The 18,290-nt window shown below is 68.4% G+C and carries 15 protein-coding genes and 1 pseudogene; 6 read left to right on the plus strand and 10 right to left on the minus strand.

Annotation, left to right across the window (positions count from 1 at the left end; genetic code table 11):
• Positions 1-146 precede the first annotated feature (146 nt).
• Together IPK71_36350 and IPK71_36355 are read right to left on the minus strand one after the other, a co-directional pair.
• Positions 147-2,648, minus strand: a complete 2,502-nt coding sequence (locus tag IPK71_36350) for a copper-translocating P-type ATPase (GenBank protein ID MBK8219230.1) — start codon at positions 2,646-2,648, stop codon at positions 147-149.
• Between the two features lie 697 nt (positions 2,649-3,345).
• Positions 3,346-3,957, minus strand: a complete 612-nt coding sequence (locus IPK71_36355) for a hypothetical protein (protein MBK8219231.1) — start codon at positions 3,955-3,957, stop codon at positions 3,346-3,348.
• A gap of 197 nt (positions 3,958-4,154) precedes the next feature.
• Between IPK71_36355 and IPK71_36360 the strand changes: the two genes are divergently transcribed.
• From IPK71_36360 to IPK71_36370, 3 genes are read left to right on the plus strand one after another with little or no spacing between them, the layout of a single operon-like run.
• The gene (locus IPK71_36360; GenBank protein MBK8219232.1) at positions 4,155-4,700 is read left to right on the plus strand and encodes an HlyD family efflux transporter periplasmic adaptor subunit; all 546 of its coding nucleotides are present in this window, start codon (positions 4,155-4,157) and stop codon (positions 4,698-4,700) included.
• 40 nt (positions 4,701-4,740) lie between these two features.
• Positions 4,741-5,466 (plus strand): ABC transporter ATP-binding protein, encoded by a 726-nt coding sequence (locus IPK71_36365; GenBank protein MBK8219233.1) that lies wholly within the window; start codon positions 4,741-4,743, stop codon positions 5,464-5,466.
• A 9-nt stretch (positions 5,467-5,475) separates the two neighbouring features.
• Positions 5,476-5,658, plus strand: a complete 183-nt coding sequence (locus IPK71_36370; GenBank protein ID MBK8219234.1) for a hypothetical protein — start codon at positions 5,476-5,478, stop codon at positions 5,656-5,658.
• A 363-nt stretch (positions 5,659-6,021) separates the two neighbouring features.
• Here the strand turns inward: IPK71_36370 and IPK71_36375 are convergent, their stop codons facing one another.
• From IPK71_36375 to IPK71_36400, 6 genes are all read right to left on the minus strand, one after another.
• A complete protein-coding gene (locus IPK71_36375; GenBank protein MBK8219235.1) occupies positions 6,022-6,651 on the minus strand; it encodes a transposase in 630 nt (209 codons plus the stop codon).
• A complete protein-coding gene (locus IPK71_36380; GenBank protein MBK8219236.1) occupies positions 6,621-6,884 on the minus strand; it encodes a transposase in 264 nt (87 codons plus the stop codon). Before IPK71_36380 ends, IPK71_36375 begins: the two co-directional genes overlap by 31 nt.
• 133 nt (positions 6,885-7,017) lie before the next feature.
• Positions 7,018-7,338 carry a hypothetical protein gene (locus IPK71_36385; protein ID MBK8219237.1) on the minus strand — a complete coding sequence of 107 codons (321 nt, stop codon included), beginning with the start codon at positions 7,336-7,338 and terminating at the stop codon, positions 7,018-7,020.
• Between the two features lie 14 nt (positions 7,339-7,352).
• Entirely contained in the window at positions 7,353-7,493 is a 141-nt protein-coding gene (locus IPK71_36390; GenBank protein ID MBK8219238.1) for a hypothetical protein, read from the minus strand.
• A 243-nt stretch (positions 7,494-7,736) separates the two neighbouring features.
• On the minus strand, positions 7,737-9,005 hold the full coding sequence (locus IPK71_36395; GenBank protein MBK8219239.1) for an MBL fold metallo-hydrolase: 1,269 nt from the start codon (positions 9,003-9,005) through the stop codon (positions 7,737-7,739).
• Positions 9,005-9,907 (minus strand): hypothetical protein, encoded by a 903-nt coding sequence (locus tag IPK71_36400; GenBank protein MBK8219240.1) that lies wholly within the window; start codon positions 9,905-9,907, stop codon positions 9,005-9,007. Before IPK71_36400 ends, IPK71_36395 begins: the two co-directional genes overlap by 1 nt.
• Positions 9,908-10,184: 277 nt before the next feature.
• On the opposite strand from IPK71_36400, the gene IPK71_36405 reads away from it, so the two are divergent.
• Positions 10,185-13,979 carry an AAA family ATPase gene (locus tag IPK71_36405; GenBank protein ID MBK8219241.1) on the plus strand — a complete coding sequence of 1,265 codons (3,795 nt, stop codon included), beginning with the start codon at positions 10,185-10,187 and terminating at the stop codon, positions 13,977-13,979.
• Between the two features lie 331 nt (positions 13,980-14,310).
• Here the strand turns inward: IPK71_36405 and IPK71_36410 are convergent, their stop codons facing one another.
• On the minus strand, positions 14,311-14,595 hold the full coding sequence (locus IPK71_36410; GenBank protein MBK8219242.1) for a transposase domain-containing protein: 285 nt from the start codon (positions 14,593-14,595) through the stop codon (positions 14,311-14,313).
• 286 nt (positions 14,596-14,881) lie between these two features.
• Positions 14,882-15,901 (minus strand): annotated as a pseudogene (locus IPK71_36415) (EamA family transporter).
• A gap of 386 nt (positions 15,902-16,287) precedes the next feature.
• Here IPK71_36415 and IPK71_36420 point away from each other — a divergent pair.
• Positions 16,288-17,046, plus strand: a complete 759-nt coding sequence (locus IPK71_36420; protein MBK8219243.1) for a superoxide dismutase — start codon at positions 16,288-16,290, stop codon at positions 17,044-17,046.
• On the plus strand, positions 17,043-18,278 hold the full coding sequence (chrA, locus tag IPK71_36425) for a chromate efflux transporter (protein MBK8219244.1): 1,236 nt from the start codon (positions 17,043-17,045) through the stop codon (positions 18,276-18,278). The genes IPK71_36420 and chrA overlap by 4 nt, the downstream gene beginning before the upstream one ends.
• Positions 18,279-18,290: the final 12 nt, after the last annotated feature.

Below are 18,290 nucleotides of genomic sequence, written 5' to 3' on the forward strand. Positions count from 1 at the left end.
CGTCTGACTCGAAGACGCAGCGCTCGTCGTCGGATGACACCTACGAGCAAAAAGAATCGAAGATTGTTTGCGGCTCGAACGTTGCGAATGCTCCGCGGGCCGCGCTCGTCGCGCGCGGCCCGAGCTTCTTGCCCTGCAGGAGCGCGTCAAGCGTCGTTTCTCGCGAACGAGCGCAGCAGGAGCGAGCTCGCGAGGACCGACACGCTCGAGAGGGACATCGCCGCGCTCGCGATGACCGGGGAGAGCTGCCAGCCCATGAGCGGGTAGAGCGCGCCAGCGGCGATGGGAATGCCGACGAGGTTGTAGACGAACGCCCAAAATAGATTGCGTCGGATCGTACGCATGGTCGCCTTACCGAGCCGGAGCGCGATCGGCAGGCTCGCGATCCCCTCCCGGAGCAACGCCACGTCCGCCGCAGCGACGGCGACGTCGACCCCGCCTCCGATCGCGACCCCCACGTGCGCGCCAGCGAGCGCCGGAGCGTCGTTGATGCCGTCCCCGACCATCATCACCACCTCGCCTTTGGCGCGCTCGTCTGCGACCGCACCGGCCTTGTCCTCTGGGCCTACCTCCGCCACGACCGCGTCAATCCCGAGCGTGGCGGCGATCGCCTTCGCAGTGCGCTCGCGGTCACCGGTGAGCATCGTGACCCTTACGCCGAGACCGCGAAGCGCGGCGATGGCCTCGCGCGCGCCGCGGGCGGGCGTGTCGGCGACGGCGACGAGACCGGCGAGCTTGCCGTCGATGGACACGAAGAACGGGGTCTTGCCGGCTTCCGCGAGCTTTTCCGCGTCGGTCTCGAGGGCTGTCGTGTCGGCACCTGCCTCGCGGAGCCACGAAGCCGTGCCCACCCTCACCTCTCGACCCGCGACGAGCGCGCTCACACCCTTGCCCGGGCGGCTGAGGAAGCTCTCTCCGGCGCGCGGCTCGGCGCCGCGGTCGCGCGCCCCGGCGACCACGGCCTTTGCGAGGGGATGCTCGCTCTCGATCTCGACGCTGGCGGCTGCGGCGAGCAGCTCGGCCGGATCCGTTCCCCCGGCGGCCACCACGTCGGTGAGCTTGGGCTTGCCCTCGGTGACCGTGCCGGTCTTATCGAGGAGCACGCTCGTGATCCGACTGAGCCCTTCCAGCGCAGCCCCTCCTTTGACCAGGATCCCGAGCTCCGCGCCGCGACCGGTTCCCACCGCGACGGCCGCGGGAGTGGCGAGGCCGAGCGCGCAGGGGCAGGCGATCACCAGCACCGCAACGAGCCGCTCGACCGCTACCGCGATGCCGGTCGACGTTGGATCGATCGCCGTCCACACGATGAAGGTCGCGACGGCGATGGCGAGCACGATAGGAACGAAGATGCCGCTCACCGTGTCCGCGAGGCGCGCGATCGGAGCTTTGCTGCCCTGCGCTTGCTCGACGGCTTCCACGATGCGGGCGAGGGCAGTCCCCTTTCCCGCGCGATCGACACGGAAGGTGATCGCGCCGCTTTGGTTGAGCGTGCCTCCGTGTACGGCGTCGCCAGCGACCTTATCGATCGGCAAGCTCTCTCCGGTGAGCATGGCCTCGTCCACCGCCGACGTGCCGTTTACGATCTTGCCGTCGGCAGGGATGCGCTCGCCCGGGCGCACACGCACCAAGTCCCCCGGTCGCAGCATGTCGATCGGGATCTCGTCCTCGCGGTCGCCTCGGACCCGGCGCGCTACCTTCGGCTGGAGCGCCAGGAGCCCGCGGACGGCGTCCGACAAGCGCTTTCGGGCACGGGCCTCGAGCATCTTCCCGAGGAGCACGAACGTGAGGACGGCGGCCGCGGCCTCGAAGTAGAGATGCGGCATCGCACCGTGCGCGGCGTGAGGGAAGAGGCCGGGGGCCAAGAGCGCGATGGTCGAGTAGAGCCAGGCCGCTCCCGCGCCGAGCGCGACGAGCGTGTTCATGTCCGCGGCTCGATGCCTCGCGGCGACCCACGCGAGGCGAAAGAAGCGGCGCCCAGGGCCGAGCACGACCGGCGTCGCGAGGGCGAGCTGGAGCCATCGGCCGAAGGTCGTCTCGGTCCACGCCATCGCGCCGTGCGACATGGCGACCACGAGCAGCGGGACCGTCAGCGCTGCAGCGACGATGAAGCCGCGCCGCATCGACACCGTCTCCCGCTCCTCTGCGTCCTCGATCGCCTTCGCCCGCGCCGCGCTCGAGTCCTGGCCCGCTCGGGCGCTAGTGGTTTCGCGAACCACCTCGTATCCGGCACCTTCGATCGAGGCCGAGATGGCTTCGACAGACGTGGTCGCCGGGGAGAACGCGACGGTAGCGACGTGGCGAACGAGATCGACCTCGGCTTTGGCGACGCCGGGCACGGCGCCGACGGCGGTCTCGATGCGGCGCACGCAGGCGGCGCACGTCATGCCGAGGACACCGAGCTCGATCCGCTCCTCGCTCGGGACCTCCGGCTTGGGGACATCGTAGCCCGCGTCGATAATGGCGTCTGCGATCTGGGTGCGGGTCGCCTTCGAAGGATCGTAGGTAACCTTCGCTCGCCCGAGCGCATAGTTGACGTCGGCGGAGGTGACGCCAGCGGTGCGAGAGAGCGCGGTCTCGACGCGTCGCACGCAGCTCGCGCAGGTCATTCCGCCTACGGGCAGGTCTAGCTCGACTGGCGTGGTGCTCATCGGCGTCGCGGACGTTGCGTTCTCCTTTGGCGGAGCAACATGGGGCCCTGCATTCGATGGCGTCGTCATTTTTGGCCTCCGTCACGGGGAACGAGGTGCATCCCGCACTCGGGGCAGTCGCCCGGGGCGTTACGAACGACCTTGGGGTGCATCGGGCAGACGTAGTGGTGCGCTTGCGGGGTGCTCTTGGACGGGCTCGAAGCCGGCCCTGTCCTCGCAACCGAAGGCAATGGCGCGGTGCGGGCGTCCTCAGGAACAACGGTCGAGGTGGGAGGAGCCGTGCTCGAGGTCGCTGGCGCGAGCGCCGCATCGCCCATGGATTCGCCTGGGTTCGCGCTGCGACAAGCCCAGATCAAAGTGCAAACCAACGCCACGAAAGTTTTTCTCATGAGAGCTCCTCGCCCAGGAGACGCGGGTCCCCCCGCCCGATTACAGCTCCCATCGAAAAGAAATCGCTTTGCGCTGGCGAGCACGCGGAAGGTCCACGCGGGAGCTGCCTGCAGCGGTTGACTACCCAGGTGCCGAGCGGGGCGGCCGACCTCGGTGCGCGCTCAGACACGTTGCTCGGAGCGGGTTTCGTGCAGCACACGACGTGACTAGCAACCGGACCGCGAAACGTGACCTCTTTCGGTCGCGTCACCGACGCTTCTGGCGATTTGCGCAGAACGGCGAGCGCACCAGGTGGTGGCAGCAGGGCCTATCGACTTGCAGTCACGACGAGGAAACGATGAACCAGCGCCACGGCCACCAAGGCGAGCACCGCCGCGAGGCCGATCCAGATCCCGACGACGCCGAGCCCGAGCGGGACCGCCGCGAACCACGCGGCGAGCGGCGCCACCAACCCGTAACACGTGACTCCGATCAGCGAGGGGACTCGCGTGTCTCGTAGCCCGCGTAAGGCTCCCGCCGCGACCACCTGAGCACCGTCGAAGACCTGAAAGCATGCCGCAACACCGAGGACGGCCCGCCCGTGCTCGAGCACGCTCGCAGCCTGGTCTTCCGTCGGCCCGACCTCGACGAAAAGGCGTACGAGCGGGCCGGGCGCGAGCAAGAGCACGAGCGCCGTCGCGCTGGCGACGAACACCGCGAGCCCGATCGCGACGGCGCCGGTTCGCCGGCTCGCGCGGCCGCCGGCTCGGGCATGCACTTCTGCCACACGAATCGCCGCCGCTTGCGAGATGTCGAGCGGAGCCACGAACGCGAGCCACGCGATCGTGAGCCCGAGCTGATGTGCGGCGAGCCAGCTCACCCCGTACCTTGCGGCCGCAACGCCCGCGAGCTGAAACGACGCGACCTCGGCCCCGATCATCGCGGCAGCGGGACCTCCGAGGCTGACGAGATCGCGAAAGAGCCTTCGCTCGAGAGCGTAAGTAGATCAAGGCACTTTTCAGGGGTGTCGGCTGGGCTCGCGGGGATGGCGTTTCGCGACCTTCCGGGGTCGCGGCGGCCGCGCCGAGGCGGTCTCGGTCCTGGCACGGAGGTTGCCGGCAGCTCGCCGCGCTCGAGGTGCGCGCGAAGATCGACGGGGTCGTCCAGGACGTGCCGCTCGAGAGCGGGCAGTGGGTCGCGATGGGCGCGCTCATCGCGAAGATCGCAGGGCCCGAGAAGCTCCGCGCCGAGGTGAAGGTCGCCGAGGCGAGCGCGAAGGACGTGCAGAAGGGCGCGCCCGTGCGCTTCGAGTCCCCGCCGGGCATGCTCGGCGTGGTCGAACGTGTCGATCCTTCGGTGGTCGCAGGCACGGTGAAGCTGCTCGTCGCGATCTCGAACGTACCGCCCGCGGCGCGCGCGGATCAGGCCGTGACGGGCAGCGTCGAGATCGCGACGGTCCCGAACGCGCTCGTGGTCGGCCGGCCGGTCTCCGCGAGGGAGAACGGTCCGTCCCCGATGTTCGTCCTGTCCGCGGACGGGACCTCCGCCAGGCGCGCGGTGCCTCGCCTCGGGAGGGGCTCTCCCCGGGAAATCCTGGTCGAGTCCGGCCTCCGCGAAGGCGACCGTGTCGTCGTCTCGGACACCTCGCCTTACGAGGCCGCGCCCCTCCTCCGTATCCGATGATCGTGCTCCTGCCCAAACCGACGAAACGAAGGCCACCCCAATGAACGAAGATCAGAACGAACCGCTCCTCCGCCTGCGCGGGGTCAAGAAGGTGTTTACGACCGCCGAGCTCGAGACCCACGCGCTCCGCGAGATCCACCTCGACGTGAAGCGCGGGGAGTACGTCGCGATCGAGGGGCCGTCGGGGAGCGGCAAGACGACCCTCCTCTCGATCCTCGGCCTCCTCGACGTCCCCACCGCAGGCACCTACCGCCTCGCCGGGACCGAGGTGTCCGGAATGGATGCCCGCTCCCGCGCGAAGGTTCGGAACAAGGAGATCGGCTTCGTCTTTCAGAGCTTCAACCTGATCGGCGATCTCAGCGTGCGCGAGAACGTGGAGCTCCCGCTGCTCTACCGCGGGATGCCGAGCGCGGAGCGCCGCGCGAGGGTGGACGCCGCGCTCGAGCGGGTGAAGATGAGCCACCGCGGAGGTCACGCGCCGAGCCAGCTCTCGGGCGGCCAGCAGCAGCGTGTCGCCGTGGCGCGGGCGGTCGCCGGCGATCCCGCGATCGTGTTCGCGGACGAGCCGACCGGCAGCCTCGACTCCAAAAACGGCGACGCGCTCATGGATCTGCTCGACGAGCTCCACCGCGGGGGAGCCACGATCTGCATCGTGACCCACGCGCGCGAGTACGCACGCCGCGCGTCGCGCGCGATCCACCTCTTCGACGGGACCGTCGTGGAGGACCACCCCGCGAACCCCAACGGCGCCGCCGACGCGGCCTGAGAGAGCCCGATGAACGTCCTCCTCGACGCGCGCCACGCATTGCGCCAAATGTCCAAGTCTCCTGGTTTTTTTGCCACGATCCTCCTCGTCCTCGCGCTCGGGATCGGGGCGACGACGGCGACGTTCAGCCTCGTCGAGTGCCTCCTCCTCCGGCCCTTGCCCTACCCGCGCGCCTCCGAGCTCAGAGCGTAAGTAAATCAAGGCACTTTTCAGGGGTGTCGGCTGGGCTCGCGGGGATGGCGTTTCGCGACCTTCCGGGGTCGCGGCGGGCGCGCCGAGGCGGTCTCGGTCCTGGCACGGAGGTTGCCGAACCCCACCAAGCGCCATGCCGGCGCAGCGCGGCCTTCGGGCGCCCCTTGCGCACGTTCTACTCGGCTGCCTCGACGCTACCGGCACCTCGACGGAGGACTCGACTTGCCCAGTACGGAGGCCCTCGAGCGGGCGTGCGCTTCGGCACGTCGGTGGGCTCGCCAATGCCCCGCAGGTACCGAGCGACGCTGGTCGGATCGGTGACGAGCGCGAGCAGCTTCATCCTTCCGCTGCAGCACGGGCAGGTCAAAACGTCGAACCCAAAGGTCCGTTTAAGAAGCTCCGCCCACGGACGATAGCCGCCTCGGCGCGGTCTCTCGGGCACGTCCACCGTGGGTATTGGAGCAACCGCCGGCTTCGGCGCCAGACGAGCCCGAACCTTACTCGCCGACGCGAGCACCCCCGCATACCGAACGGTGTGCAAGCGCGGCGCGGGTACCGACGCCGCGGACGGCTGAGCAGCGAGAGTGGATCCATGTCCACCGCCACCGTGCCGTCCGAAAAAGGCTTCTTCAGCGTGATCCGGACGAGGCCGTCAGGCCCTCGGGTCACGCGTTCCTGCGCGACCGCGGGGCGCAACACGTACTTCAGCAGTGCCTCCCGGCCAGCTTCGTCGTGCCCACCGGCCCGCGTCGCCGCGTGGAGGGTGAAACCATCGAGCGCGACACACAGCGGGCGCTCGAACACCATGGGTCGGCACTCGAAGAGCAGCGCGCCTCGGCGCCACTCCGGACCGGCAGGCGGCGTAGTGCCCGAGACCGCCGACGCCGCGAGCACGGCCCTCCCGTCGCCCTCATCCTCGGAATCGCTGTCCTCGACGAGAAGGCCCCGACGACGAAGCCACTTCACCATCCGGTCGCGCGTGCGCTCCAGCACCGCCCCACGTCCCGCGTCGACAGGTGCCGAGCGGCACGGAAGTCGAGCTCGTCGCCCTTGTCCCGATACGCGCCGTCGAGGAATACCGCGTGCACGTGCGGGTTCAGCTTCAGATCGGAAGACGTGCGCTGAACCGCGACCACCGCTCCGCTCTGTCCGCGTGGAGGTCCACCACCTCGTTCGCGGTAGAAGCCGAGCACGGTCTTCACGAAGATCCGCGTCAGCGCCGACATCAGCCGGCCGTCGTAGCTCGGTAACCCGGCGAAATTCTCGAACGCGCTTTCCGTTCGTGCCCGCCGTTCTCGAGCTCACGCTCCGGCGGGGCGGGGCCCTCGGACACCGTCGACGGACGACGCGGGTCCGCGCTCATGGCGCGAGGAGCACAGGAAGCCAAGAGGTCGCGGTGAAGGTCGCGACGACGGCGAGCATGATCATGGCGACCGCGCCGACGCGGTACCACGCCGGTGTCTCGGGTCCCTTCTGGGAGCTCCCGAAAAGCGCCATCCACCCGCCGAAGGTGATGCAGACGAACGGCACGAGAGCCACGTAGCCAATGCCCGTCGCGCGGAAGACGAGGCTCAAGAACCCGAAGCACGCCCCGCCGACGCCGACGAGGTAGAGGCCGGCGAGTCTCGGTCGCGTGCGGACGAGCTCTCGCGCCCAGGTGTCGTACCGTACTCCGAACATCGCCGCGCAATCTGTCACGGTGAAGGCCCGCGGTCCATGCCGCTCCTCTCGTCGACCGACGCCGGTGCTGGCTTAGTCGGCCACTCGCCCACGTCGCGGGTCGGGGGATCGTAGGTGGCGATCCGCGCCTGCACGATGGGAGAGGCGGGGTTCACCGCGGCTCGCCTATGCCCGCAGGTCACCCCCGCGGGGGTCGCGAGCGTTCCCCGCGGCGCCCTAGCGGACGCCCGGCAAGATTCGGTCGAGGTGTGCCGACTCCACGATCTTTCGCAGCTTGGCCGTCCCGTTCGTCTCGATGCCTTCGCGGTCCAGCTGCCTCGGCGACAGCGTGCCCAATCGACGCGGCGGTGTTCGCTCCACCCAGCAGACGCCGTTCGGCACCCAGGCTTCCTTCCTGATCAGCGGATCGCGAACGGCTCGCCGTCGCGGAGACGATGCACGTTCTCGAAGCCGTCGAGGTGCTCGTCCCACGCGAAGCTGTGGATCGGCACGAGGCGGCGTGGGGCGATGCTGCGCGCGAATTCCTCGAGATCGTCGCGCGAAGCGTGGCCGCTCGTGTGAATCTGCGCGAAGGTCGCGCCTGCCGCTTCGAAGGTCGCACGCACCTGCTGGTACTCGGGCGTCTTCAGGTAGCCGGACCACATCGAGAACACCCAAGCGTCGTTGGAGGTGGGCTCGACGCCCTTCTTGCCGAAGTCGCGGAGGAGCGATGAGCGCAGCATCACGACGGCGTTTTGCATCTCTGCCAGATTCGCGGCCCCTATGGCGTGACCCGACGTCGCGACGCGCTCGACGAACGCGGGCGCGTTCATGCGGTTGGGGCTCTCGTACATCCACTTCATGCTCGACGTGATGACGGCGCGCACCTCTAGCCATCCGAGCCTGGGGAGCGTGTCGCGCAGCGCCGAGAGGCGCTCCATGACGTCGATGGTGTACAGGTCGAGGACCAAGGTCCGCCCCGCCCTCTTGCAGGCCCGGTAGATGGTGACAGTGCGGTCGATGTTCTGGGCGGACCACGTGATGAACACGCGCCCGGGCGTGCGCTGGAACAGCGAGACGAAATCGTCCTCGAGCGCGGCCTCCGTCGGGAACGCCTCCGCGCGACCGAGCGTGGTCCCCTCAAGGAGGAGCACATCCACGCCGGGCGGCGGGCTCTTCATCAGCCGATCCACGAGGGCTGCCTTGCGCCCGACGCGGCGGAAGTCGCCCGAGTACAGGACGCGCCTTCCGCCCACGTCCACGAGCAGCATGTGCGCGTCGAAAGCCGAGTGGTCCGTGAGGAACGGCGTGATCGTGAACGGGCCGACGCTGAACGGCTCGTGCGGTCGGTACGTCTGGAACCTCTGGGCGATGCCGCCGCCCGAGAGCGACGCCGTCATCCGAATCAGCGTCTCGGACGCAGCGCCGCTCCACACCGACCAAGACGCTGGCAGCAAGCGGAGGAGGCCCCAGTGGTCCTGGTGCGGGTGGGAGATGATCAAGCCCGCGATGTCCTTCGACGTGTCGAGGGTGCGCGGGATCGCGCCTTGCTGCGCGGTGGTCCCATCGCCCACCAGCGGGCTGCCCGCGTCGAGGAGCAGCCGGTGCCCATCGTGTTCGAGCTCGATGCAGTTGCCGCCGATCTCATCCGCCGCCCGGTGGATCGTGAGGACGGGGCCTGAGGCCATCAGATGCAGTCCTCGAAGCGCGCGAGTGCCTCGTCGACCGTGAGGATCGCCGGATCGTAGAGCCCGTAGCCGAGCAGGCTGCCCGTGGCGATGCGCAGCTCCGCGTGTGGGCTCGGAGGCAGCGAGCGGAGCAGCTCGCGGAGCCGGGACTTGTCCGGGTCGTGGTTGACGAGGACGAGGAGAAGCACGGGCGGCTCGTCGCTGAAGCCCGTGAGGTCCTTCTCACAGTCGATCAGCCCGAGCGCGCGCTTCTGGTTGAAGACTCGGAGCATCTCCTCCTTGAGCGCCGCGAGGCCGCCCGCAGCGAGGTAGCCGTTCACGTCATCGACATGAGCGTGAAGACCGGCAGTCCCTTCGAGTACGCCGTCGCCGACCTTCACTTCGCCGAGCACGAGGCGATGGCCGCCCTGCTTCTTCCGCGCGGTGGGCGTTGATGGCCACCGGACCGCGACGACGTCGAAGCGGCCGTGGTGGTTCGCGTACTCGATGTCGCAGACGTAGTAGTCGGTCGAGCGTGCGATGCCTCCGACGTTGTTGTCGCGAAGGATGAGTTGCTGGACCTCTCGTTCCTCGCCGGGCTGCGCGAGGTCCATCGCCTGTTTCAGCGTGGGGAGCGCATCCAACCAGGCCGCGACGTCAGAGGCCTCGCGTAGGCGAGCCCCGGGCATCGAGGGCACCGCACCATGGAAGTACTTCGTGTCGAAGAATGCCGAATAACCCCCGTTGGACCGGGACACCCGCATCACGCTCCCGCCCCGGTAGTAGACGTTGATGTAGTCCTCGCGCAGCTCGAGGCAGAGGCTCTGGTCCCTCGCTACGCGCTCGCGGATAGGCGCCAGCAAACCTGCTTGGAGGTCGCCGAGGAACTCGGGGCTCAGCCCCCTGCGCGCCATGGCGGTCATCCCGACCACGATACGCCGCGCCCGCCCATCGCCGCGAGGATTGTTGTCCCCGGCGTGCCCTCCGTAAGCCCGTTCCACAGCGACCCAGCGAGACCCAGCGAGAGGCAGGTCGACACGAGCAGCCGGCATCCGGTATCATCACCAGTCGCCAACAGGGACCAGCGTCCGCCATGTCTGCCTCACACCCACACCTTCACGGCTCCTCCGACCGGCCCGACGTGCGCGCGGCACCTGGGACACGCGCGCCTTGTTCGAGTGTCGCGCCGTGGGGGCGCCGATGAAGCTCTCTGCAGGGGCGCGCCAGTTGGCCCTTCAGCACGTCTCCATCCGCGTGCCGTGGCACGACAACGGCTGGACGGGTTCTGCCTGCCGTAAGCCGGTCGAGAACACGGCGTGCCTCGTCCTCAAGAATATCGGCGAGAAGCGCGACGACACGAAGGAGTCTGCGTGCGCGGGGAAGCGCCTCGACCAGCTCACGCAGGCCGAGTGGCCGCCGTGTGTGGAGGAGCGCGCGACGTTCATGGCTCCGTTCGCCCTCACTCGCGAGATTCGCCACCCGTACACGTCCGCGAGCAAGGGGACGCATGGGCACCTGCTTCCGACCCCGTATCCGATGCCCGCTTACTCGGCGGCGGCGATTCCCTTCAAGTGGCTGCGTCGCGACGAAGTCGAGGGGCCCGATGGTGCGCCAGGTATCGCCGAAAAGCTGCAGATTGGGTTCGAGCGTGAGCGAGAGCCCATCCTCGATTTCAACAAGGGCAAGGGCGAGGACGGTGGGGACAAGGACGGCGGCTGGCTCAACGACAAGCACAACCAGCTTGCCGTCACCGACACGTTCTTCAGCGCTGTCGAGCCCGAGCAGTCCCTGTGTTTCTTCTACGCGAAGCGCACGCCACTCGCCCCGGAGGACGGGCGACGCGTGATCGTCGGCGTCGGCCTCGTCACGGCCCTCGGCGATCCCGTCGAGTACAAGAGCACGGACAAGACCAAGCTGCGCTCAGTGACGTTCGAGCGAAACATCCTCCACTCCATTCGCCCCGACTTCCAGAACGGCTTCGTTCTGCCGTACCGGGAGATCCTCGACCTCGCGCAGAACGACCCGAGCATCGACCCCAGCGAGCACGTCGCCTTCGTGGCCGACCAGGACCGCGAGGACTTCTCCTACGTCACGGAGCACGTGACGCACGACGCGGCCATCGCCGCACTGCTCTCGTGCTCGGCGGTGCTGCACCGTCTGGGCGACGTTGTCGCGGGTCCGTGGGACCAGTGCATCTCTTGGGTCGATCGCCAACTGAACCGGCTCTGGAAAATGCGCGGCCCGTGCCCCGGCATGGGCTCCGCGCTCTCCGCGCTCGGCGTTCAGAACGGCACGCTGATCGCGCAGGACATCGCCGCCACCCAGGCACGCGCCGACAGGTGGAACGAAGACCCGTGGCTGGAGTTCGAGGCGGCGCTGAAGGACCCGCGCAAGCTCAGCCCCGGTCTCGCGCCCTTCATCGGCGCGGACATCAAGAAGCTGTACACGAAGCTGCCCGCCGAGCGGAAAGCGCTGCTCAAGCTGCTGAGCCGCTTCGCCATCTCCGCCGAGCAGGCGACGCGCTTCTACCAAGAGACGGAGCGCGAGAACGTCGGCGTCGCAACCACTGACGCGGAGCTGCTCGCGAACCCGTATTTGCTGTACGAGCTTGACCGCACGGCGAGAGAACCGATCTCCCTCACCGAGATCGATCGCGGCATGTTTCCCGATCCCGTTGTTGCGGAGAAGCATCCGCTGCCCGAGCCGAGCGCGCTGAAAGGCGCGCTCGATGACCGTCGCGTGCGCGGCTTCGTCGTCGACGCCCTGGAGCAGGCGGCGTTGGAAGGGCATACGCTTGCCTTCCGCCACCAGGTCATCAAGAACGTTCGCGCGCGTGGCGTGAAGCCCGAACTCCCCCTGAGTGCCGACGTGCTCGCGGCGAACGAGCTCGACTTCGAGCCCTTCGTCACGACGCTCGTCGTGAACAAGGAGCCAGCGTTCCAGCTCGATCGCTTCGTGAGTGGCCGAGACCTCATCCGCAAGGAGGTCGAGAAGCGGCGGAAGGCGAAGCGTCACGTCAGCAAGGCCGATTGGGCGAAGCTGATCGACGCGCAGTTCAAGGACTTCCAAGGTGCCGTCGACAAGGACGAGAAGCGAGCGCGAGCGGAGAAGACCGCCGCGCTGGAGGAGCTTTTCTCGGCGCGCCTCAGCGTACTGCTCGGTCCTGCCGGTACGGGAAAGACGACGCTGCTTCGTGCGCTCTGCGAGATGCCCGAGGTCAGCGCCGGCGGGCTCCTGCTCCTCGCGCCTACCGGCAAGGCCCGCGTTCGCCTCGAAGCCCAGACTCGCGTGGCGGGCGCGAAGACCGTGGCGCAGTTCCTGATGAAGCTCCGTCGCTACGATGGCGCGACAGGCCGCTACTTCATGAACCCGGAGGCGGCGCGCCACAACCAGCACAAGACGGTGATCGTCGACGAGTGTTCGATGCTCACCGAGGAGCAGCTCGCGGCTGTCGTGGATGCACTCGCGGGCGTCGAACGCCTCATCCTCGTGGGAGACCCTCGGCAGCTCCCGCCCATCGGGAGTGGGCGCCCCTTCGTGGACCTGGTCTCGCACCTCACGCCCGATGACTTGGAAGGCCGCTTCCCTAAGGTTGCGCCGAGCTACGCCGAGTTGACCGTCTCGCGTCGCCAGCAAGGCAGCGAACGCCGCGATGACGTCACTCTCGCGCACTGGTTCAGCGGACGCCCGCTTGACCCAGGGGCAGACGAGATCTGGGACCGCGCGAACAACCTCTCGACGACCTCGCTGCGCCTCGTGCGCTGGGACACGACCACGGAGCTCGAGGAGCGCCTGCTCGCAACGCTGGTCGAGGAGCTGAAGCTCGCGTCGCGTGACGACCAGAACGGGTTCGAGCAGACCCTCGGCGCAACGCTCTACGAGAAGAACAACGTCACGTACTTCAGCGCGGGCACCGGCGACCGCGTCGGAGCCGCCGCGAAGGCCGAGACCTGGCAGGTGCTGTCACCCGTCCGCGCAGGACTTCCGGGCGTCGATCGCGTGAATCGCATGATCCAAGAGGTGTTCCGCAGCCGCACGCGTGAGTGGGCGGACGCTGAGTTCTTCAGGCGCAAGATCCCGCCGCCGATGGGGCCGCAGGGGCTCCTCTACGGCGACAAGGTGATCAGCATCGTCAACGGCGCTCGGCGCTACTGCTGGCCGAAGCCAGAGGAGAACCCGTATGTCGCGAACGGCGACGTCGGCATCCTAACGGGCGACTACAAGAGCTACGGCAAACAGTTCATTCCGAAGAACCTGGTCGTCGAGTTCGTCACGCACCAGGGGATCGGCATCAAGTACTTCCCGAGTGAGTTCGGTGACGAGAAGGTTCCGCCGCTGGAACTCGCCTACGCGCTTACCGTCCACAAGACGCAGGGCAGCGAGTTCGGCCTGACGTTCGTGATCCTCCCGAACCCGTGCCGCGTGCTCTCCCGCGAGCTGCTGTACACCGCGCTTACTCGGCAGAAGGACAAGATCATCCTGCTGCATCAAGGCGAAGCGCGGGACCTGCTGAAGTTCGCTGACGCAAGCGAGTCTGAGACGGCTCGACGCTGCACGAACCTGTTTGCGGACCCGAATCTCATCGAGGTGGAGAAGCGGTTCCTCGAAGAGCGCCTGATCCACCGCACGGCGCGTGGCGATCGGGTGCGCTCGAAGTCCGAGGTCATTCTCGCGGACAAGCTCCACGAGCGCGGCATCGACTACCAGTACGAGCAGCCGTTCGTCGCCGCCGACGGCGACCACCGGCTGCCGGACTTCACGATCGACGACGCCGCGTCCGGCCTGAAGATCATCTGGGAGCACCTCGGCATGCTCACTGTGCCGGAGTATCGCGATCGCTGGGAGCGCAAGCGGAAGTGGTACGAGGAGCGCGGTGTACTGCCCGGTCCCGACGGCGGACCGAACGGCCGCCTCGTGGTGAGCGAGGATCTCCCCAACGGTGGCATCGACTCCAAGGCACTGGACGATCAGATTCGCGACGTTTTCGACCTCTGACGCGCGCGCTGTCCCCGACGCGCCTCCCGGGCTGCTTTGCCCCCGTGGAGGCAGCGCATGGCAGACGTCATCACGTGCCCTTCGGGGCTCCAGGGCCGCGTCCGCGCCATGAAGGTGCGGGAGGAGCGCGTCCTCGCGGACCGCAAGCTCGCCAAGAGCGGCGGCCAGGTCGACGAGCTGCTCGCAGCCTGCTGGGAGGAGACCCTCGACCCCGGGCCCTACGCGCTCGCCGAGGGTGCCAAGCTCGATCTCGGGGTAACCGTTGAGGAATGGGCGCGCGCGTGCCGCTCGACAGGGCCCCGTGCGGCATGCTTGACGATGCGCCTGCGAGCTACGACGGTTTCCAGCGGTCGGGAAGCAGGTCGTCGACCTTCTGGCGCGGTCGGCCGATGCGCAACAGCACGTCGGTCAGGTACGCGACGGGGTTCTTGCCATTGGCCTCGCACGAAGCGACGAGCGAGTAGAGGCGGTCCGCTTCGGAAGATTCCGTGGCTCCCTGCGCTTCTTCGGCTCCCAGGCATCGAGGCGGCGGACCGAGCGAAGGTCGACGCCGTCCACGAGCATCGCGAGCGAAGGCCCGTCGAGCGTGACGCTGCTCGCTCCGGCCGGCACGCAAGAACTATCTCTTGCAGCGACGGTATCCCGCCCCGAGGAGCTCGGCAACCCTTCCCCTCACCAGAGCGTAAGTAAATCAAGGCACTTTTCAGGGGTGTCGGCTGGGCTCGCGGGGATGGCGTTTCGCGACCTTCCGGGGTCGCGGCGGCCGCGCCGAGGCGGTCTCGGTCCTGGCACGGAGGTTGCCGAACCCCACCAAGCGCCATGCCGGCGCAGCGCGGCCTTCGGGCGCCCCTTGCGCACGTTCTACTCGGCTGCCTCGACGCTACCGGCCTGCGAGCCGTCGCTCAGTGGTCATGCTCGTGATGCAGGTCGGGCGCGTGGTCGTGCTCGTGCTCGAGCGCGACATGGGAATGCACGTGGCTGTGCTCGCCCGTCACCGTTCCCTCGTGCACGTGCTCGTGGTGCCCGTCGTCGTGCACGTGGGCGTGCTCGTGCGTGAGCGGCGCGTGTCGATGCCGGTGCGCGTGGCGCTCGGTCGCGTGCAGGTAGACGCCCAATCCGAAGAGTCCGGCGCCGAGCACCATGAACGGCGTTGGAAGGGTGCGAGCGACGACGCTCGCCAGCGCCGCGCCGATGAACGGAGCGACCGCGAAAATCGAGCCGGTACGACCGGCTCCCATCAAGCGTTGCGCCCGAAGGTAGAGGACCAGGCTCGCTCCGTAGCCGAGCGCGCCGCAACCGATGAGCCCGAGGCTCGCTCCGATGGTCGGCCATCGCGCGCGCGTCCACGCGGCGACCAGCGCGGTGACACACGCGCCCATCGTGGCCTTCCCTCCGACGACGGAGAGCGGTCTCGTGTCGGCGAGAGCCCGGGTGAGCGTGCTGTCGGCTGCCCACGCAAGCGTTGCCAATCCGACGGCAATGACCCCACGCGCATCTACGCCTGCCTCGCCGAACGTTCCGACCGTCAAGCTCATCCCACCGACGAGCATTGCCGCCAGGGCCCAGGCGACGCGCCGTCCTACTGGCTCGCGGTAGACGAACCGCGCGAGCAGCACCGTGAACACGGCCTCCAAGTTCAGCAGCAGCGTGCCCGTGGTCGCGCCCGTGCGGACGATACCCCAAGCGAGCGCGACCGGCGCGACACCCGCGCCGAGGACAGCGACGAGGAACACCCGCGGGAGCTGAGCTCGCCGAAGCGGCGCTTCCTTTCCGTGCTGCGGCGAGAGCAGCGACGCCGCTCCCGCGAAGGCTGCGGCCCCGGCGTAAAGAAGGGTGGCGACCGTGAACGGCGAGCTTCCGGCGCCCAATCGAGACAACATCGGAGCGGTCGCGCCGAACGCGACGGCGGCGAGGAGCGCGAGCGCGGTGCCCGTTCGCGCGGCGCTCACGGTGACGGAACCGATTCGGGGAGCCGAGGCATGACGTGAAGGCAAACCTACCGCTTTTGTGACGGATCGGGCGCACGATAGGCGTCGCGCCGGCCTGGAGGGCGCCGTCGGCGACCGGTTGGCAGTCTCTGCTACTCGAGAAACCGCCGACAGCTTGGGAGTTTTCAAACAGCTGCTACATGATGAGGAAAGTCCCGCTAGCAGCTGCTATATCCCTATCACCTGGCCCAACGGGCGCGAGTCGCGACGCAAGCGCCGGCCGACGAACGCGCGGGCGTCGAAAGGAATTTTTGCCCATGTCCACTAGCCACGACCTCGACCGCCGCGCAGCGCTCACCGCGATCGCCGCCAGCGGCGCCATGTTGCTGACCTCTTGTCGCGCCGAGGCCGAGCCCGCGCGATCTGCTCAGCCTGCCCAGCCTGCTCAGCCTGCTCAGCCTGCCGGGCTACCGCCGTCCGCTACTGCCAAGACATCGGCCCCGCGGCCGCTGTCTGCCCCCCGACCGCACGTCGTCGAGCCGCTCCCCTTCGACCCCACCAAGCTCCGTGGACTCTCCGAGCGCCTCTTGGTCTCCCATCACGACAACAACTACGCGGGCGCGGTGAAGAACCTCAACCGGGTCGAAGAGGAAATCGCGCGCGCGCCGAGAGACGCCCCCCCCTTCGTGGTGGGGGCTCTCCACGAACGCGCGCTCTCGTTCCGTGGCTCGACGACCATGCACGAGCTCTATTTCGCCAATCTGGGAGGAGACGGCGCGACGAGTGCAGCGGTCGACGGCGCGCTCGTGACAGCCTTCGGTTCACGGGCAGTCTGGGAAGAATCCTTCCGCTCTGCGGCGCTCTCCCTCGGCGGCGGAAGCGGGTGGGTCACCCTGTCTCTCGACCTTCATCGCGACGCGCTCGTCGTTGTATGGAGCGGCAACCACACTCAGAACCTCGCCTTCGGCGCGCCGTTGCTGGTCCTCGACATGTACGAGCACGCCTACCAGATGGACTACGGAGCGGGCGCGGCGCGGTACGTCGACGCGTTTTTCGCCAACCTCCGCTGGGACGTGGTTGCCGAGCGCCTGACCCGGGCGCGATACGCCGCGGCGGCGATACGCGGCGAAATCCGATGACCCTTCCCCCTGGTCGGTCCGCGGCCTCGGTGGGCGCGTCGCCCGAGGCCACGGACGGCCCCGCCGAAGGTTGTTCGACGCGAGACCTGACGCTCTACTTCCTGCGTTTGGGTGCCACCGGCTTCGGCGGCCCCGCGGCGCTCGTCGGAAGGATGCACGCGGACCTCGTCGTGCAACGGCGGTGGATTCGCGAGCGCGACTACGAAGAGGGCCTCGCGTTGTCGCAGTTGGCACCGGGGCCGCTCGCCGCTCAGCTCGCCATCTATCTGGGCTGGGTGCGCGCCGGCGTAGCAGGCGCCGCTGCGACGAGCGTCGCGTTCATCGCGCCGTCGTTCGTGATGGTGGTCGCGCTGGCTGCGCTCTACGTACGATTCGGAGGTCTGTCCTGGATGCAGGGCGCGTTCTACGGAGTCGGGGCCTCGGTGATCGGGCTGATGGCGCGCAGCACGGCGGCGCTCGCCGACAAGACCCTCAAGCGAGATCGCCTCCTTTGGGGCGTGATGAGCGTGAACGCGCTGAGCACGGCAGTGTTCGCGAAAGAGTCGATGTTGCTCGTGGTCGCCGGAGGGTTGCTCGTCCTCACGCTACGCGAACGGGAGAGAGCACGAGGACGAGCGCGAGAAGGCACGACACCTCCCTCCACGTTGCTCCCCGTTCCCGCCTTGTTGGTCTCGGGGCTGCATGGGGCCGCTGGGGGAACGACCCTCTTGAAGGTCCTGACCTACTTTTCCACGGCCGGCCTCTTCGTCTTCGGAAGCGGGCTCGCGATTGTTCCGTTCCTGCACGGAGGAGTCGTGGACGAGGCCGGATGGCTGAGCGAGCGGCAATTCATGGACGCGGTCGCCGTCGCCATGTTGACGCCCGGACCGGTGGTCATCACGGTCGGCTTCATCGGTTATCTGGTCGCGGGGCTCGCGGGAGCCACGCTCGCGGCGATCGGCGTGTTCGTGCCTTGCTTTCTGGTCGTGGTGTTGGCGGCGCCTCACTATCGTCGTCTCGTCGCCAGCCCTCGCGTGAAGGCCTTCGTACAAGGCGTTACCTCGGGCGCGGTGGGGGCCGTCGCCGGCTCGGTCTTCGTGCTCGCGCGGCGAGCGCTGGTGGACGTCCCCACCGTGCTCATCGCACTCGCCACCCTGGCCTTGGTGGTCCGCGTCAAGAAGGTCCCCGAGCCCGCGGTCATCGCGCTCGCAGCGGCGCTGGGAATGGCCCTGTCCCACTTCAAGGCGAGCTGAGCCGCTCGCCTC

It is taken from the genome of Myxococcales bacterium, assembly GCA_016712525.1.
Lineage (GTDB): Bacteria > Myxococcota_A > Polyangia > Polyangiales > Polyangiaceae > JAAFHV01.

Excerpts from the sequence above, each read along its gene's own strand:
- IPK71_36350 (MBK8219230.1), bottom strand. The coding sequence starts at position 2,648 with ATGAGCACCACGCCAGTCGAGCTAGACCTGCCCGTAGGCGGAATGACC.
- IPK71_36355 (MBK8219231.1), bottom strand. The coding sequence starts at position 3,957 with ATGATCGGGGCCGAGGTCGCGTCGTTTCAGCTCGCGGGCGTTGCGGCC.
- IPK71_36365 (MBK8219233.1), top strand. The coding sequence starts at position 4,741 with ATGAACGAAGATCAGAACGAACCGCTCCTCCGCCTGCGCGGGGTCAAG.
- IPK71_36370 (MBK8219234.1), top strand. The coding sequence starts at position 5,476 with ATGAACGTCCTCCTCGACGCGCGCCACGCATTGCGCCAAATGTCCAAG.
- IPK71_36380 (MBK8219236.1), bottom strand. The coding sequence starts at position 6,884 with ATGTCGGCGCTGACGCGGATCTTCGTGAAGACCGTGCTCGGCTTCTAC.
- IPK71_36385 (MBK8219237.1), bottom strand. The coding sequence starts at position 7,338 with ATGTTCGGAGTACGGTACGACACCTGGGCGCGAGAGCTCGTCCGCACG.
- IPK71_36395 (MBK8219239.1), bottom strand. The coding sequence starts at position 9,005 with ATGGCCTCAGGCCCCGTCCTCACGATCCACCGGGCGGCGGATGAGATC.
- IPK71_36400 (MBK8219240.1), bottom strand. The coding sequence starts at position 9,907 with ATGACCGCCATGGCGCGCAGGGGGCTGAGCCCCGAGTTCCTCGGCGAC.
- IPK71_36405 (MBK8219241.1), top strand. The coding sequence starts at position 10,185 with ATGAAGCTCTCTGCAGGGGCGCGCCAGTTGGCCCTTCAGCACGTCTCC.
- IPK71_36420 (MBK8219243.1), top strand. The coding sequence starts at position 16,288 with ATGTTGCTGACCTCTTGTCGCGCCGAGGCCGAGCCCGCGCGATCTGCT.
- chrA (MBK8219244.1), top strand. The coding sequence starts at position 17,043 with ATGACCCTTCCCCCTGGTCGGTCCGCGGCCTCGGTGGGCGCGTCGCCC.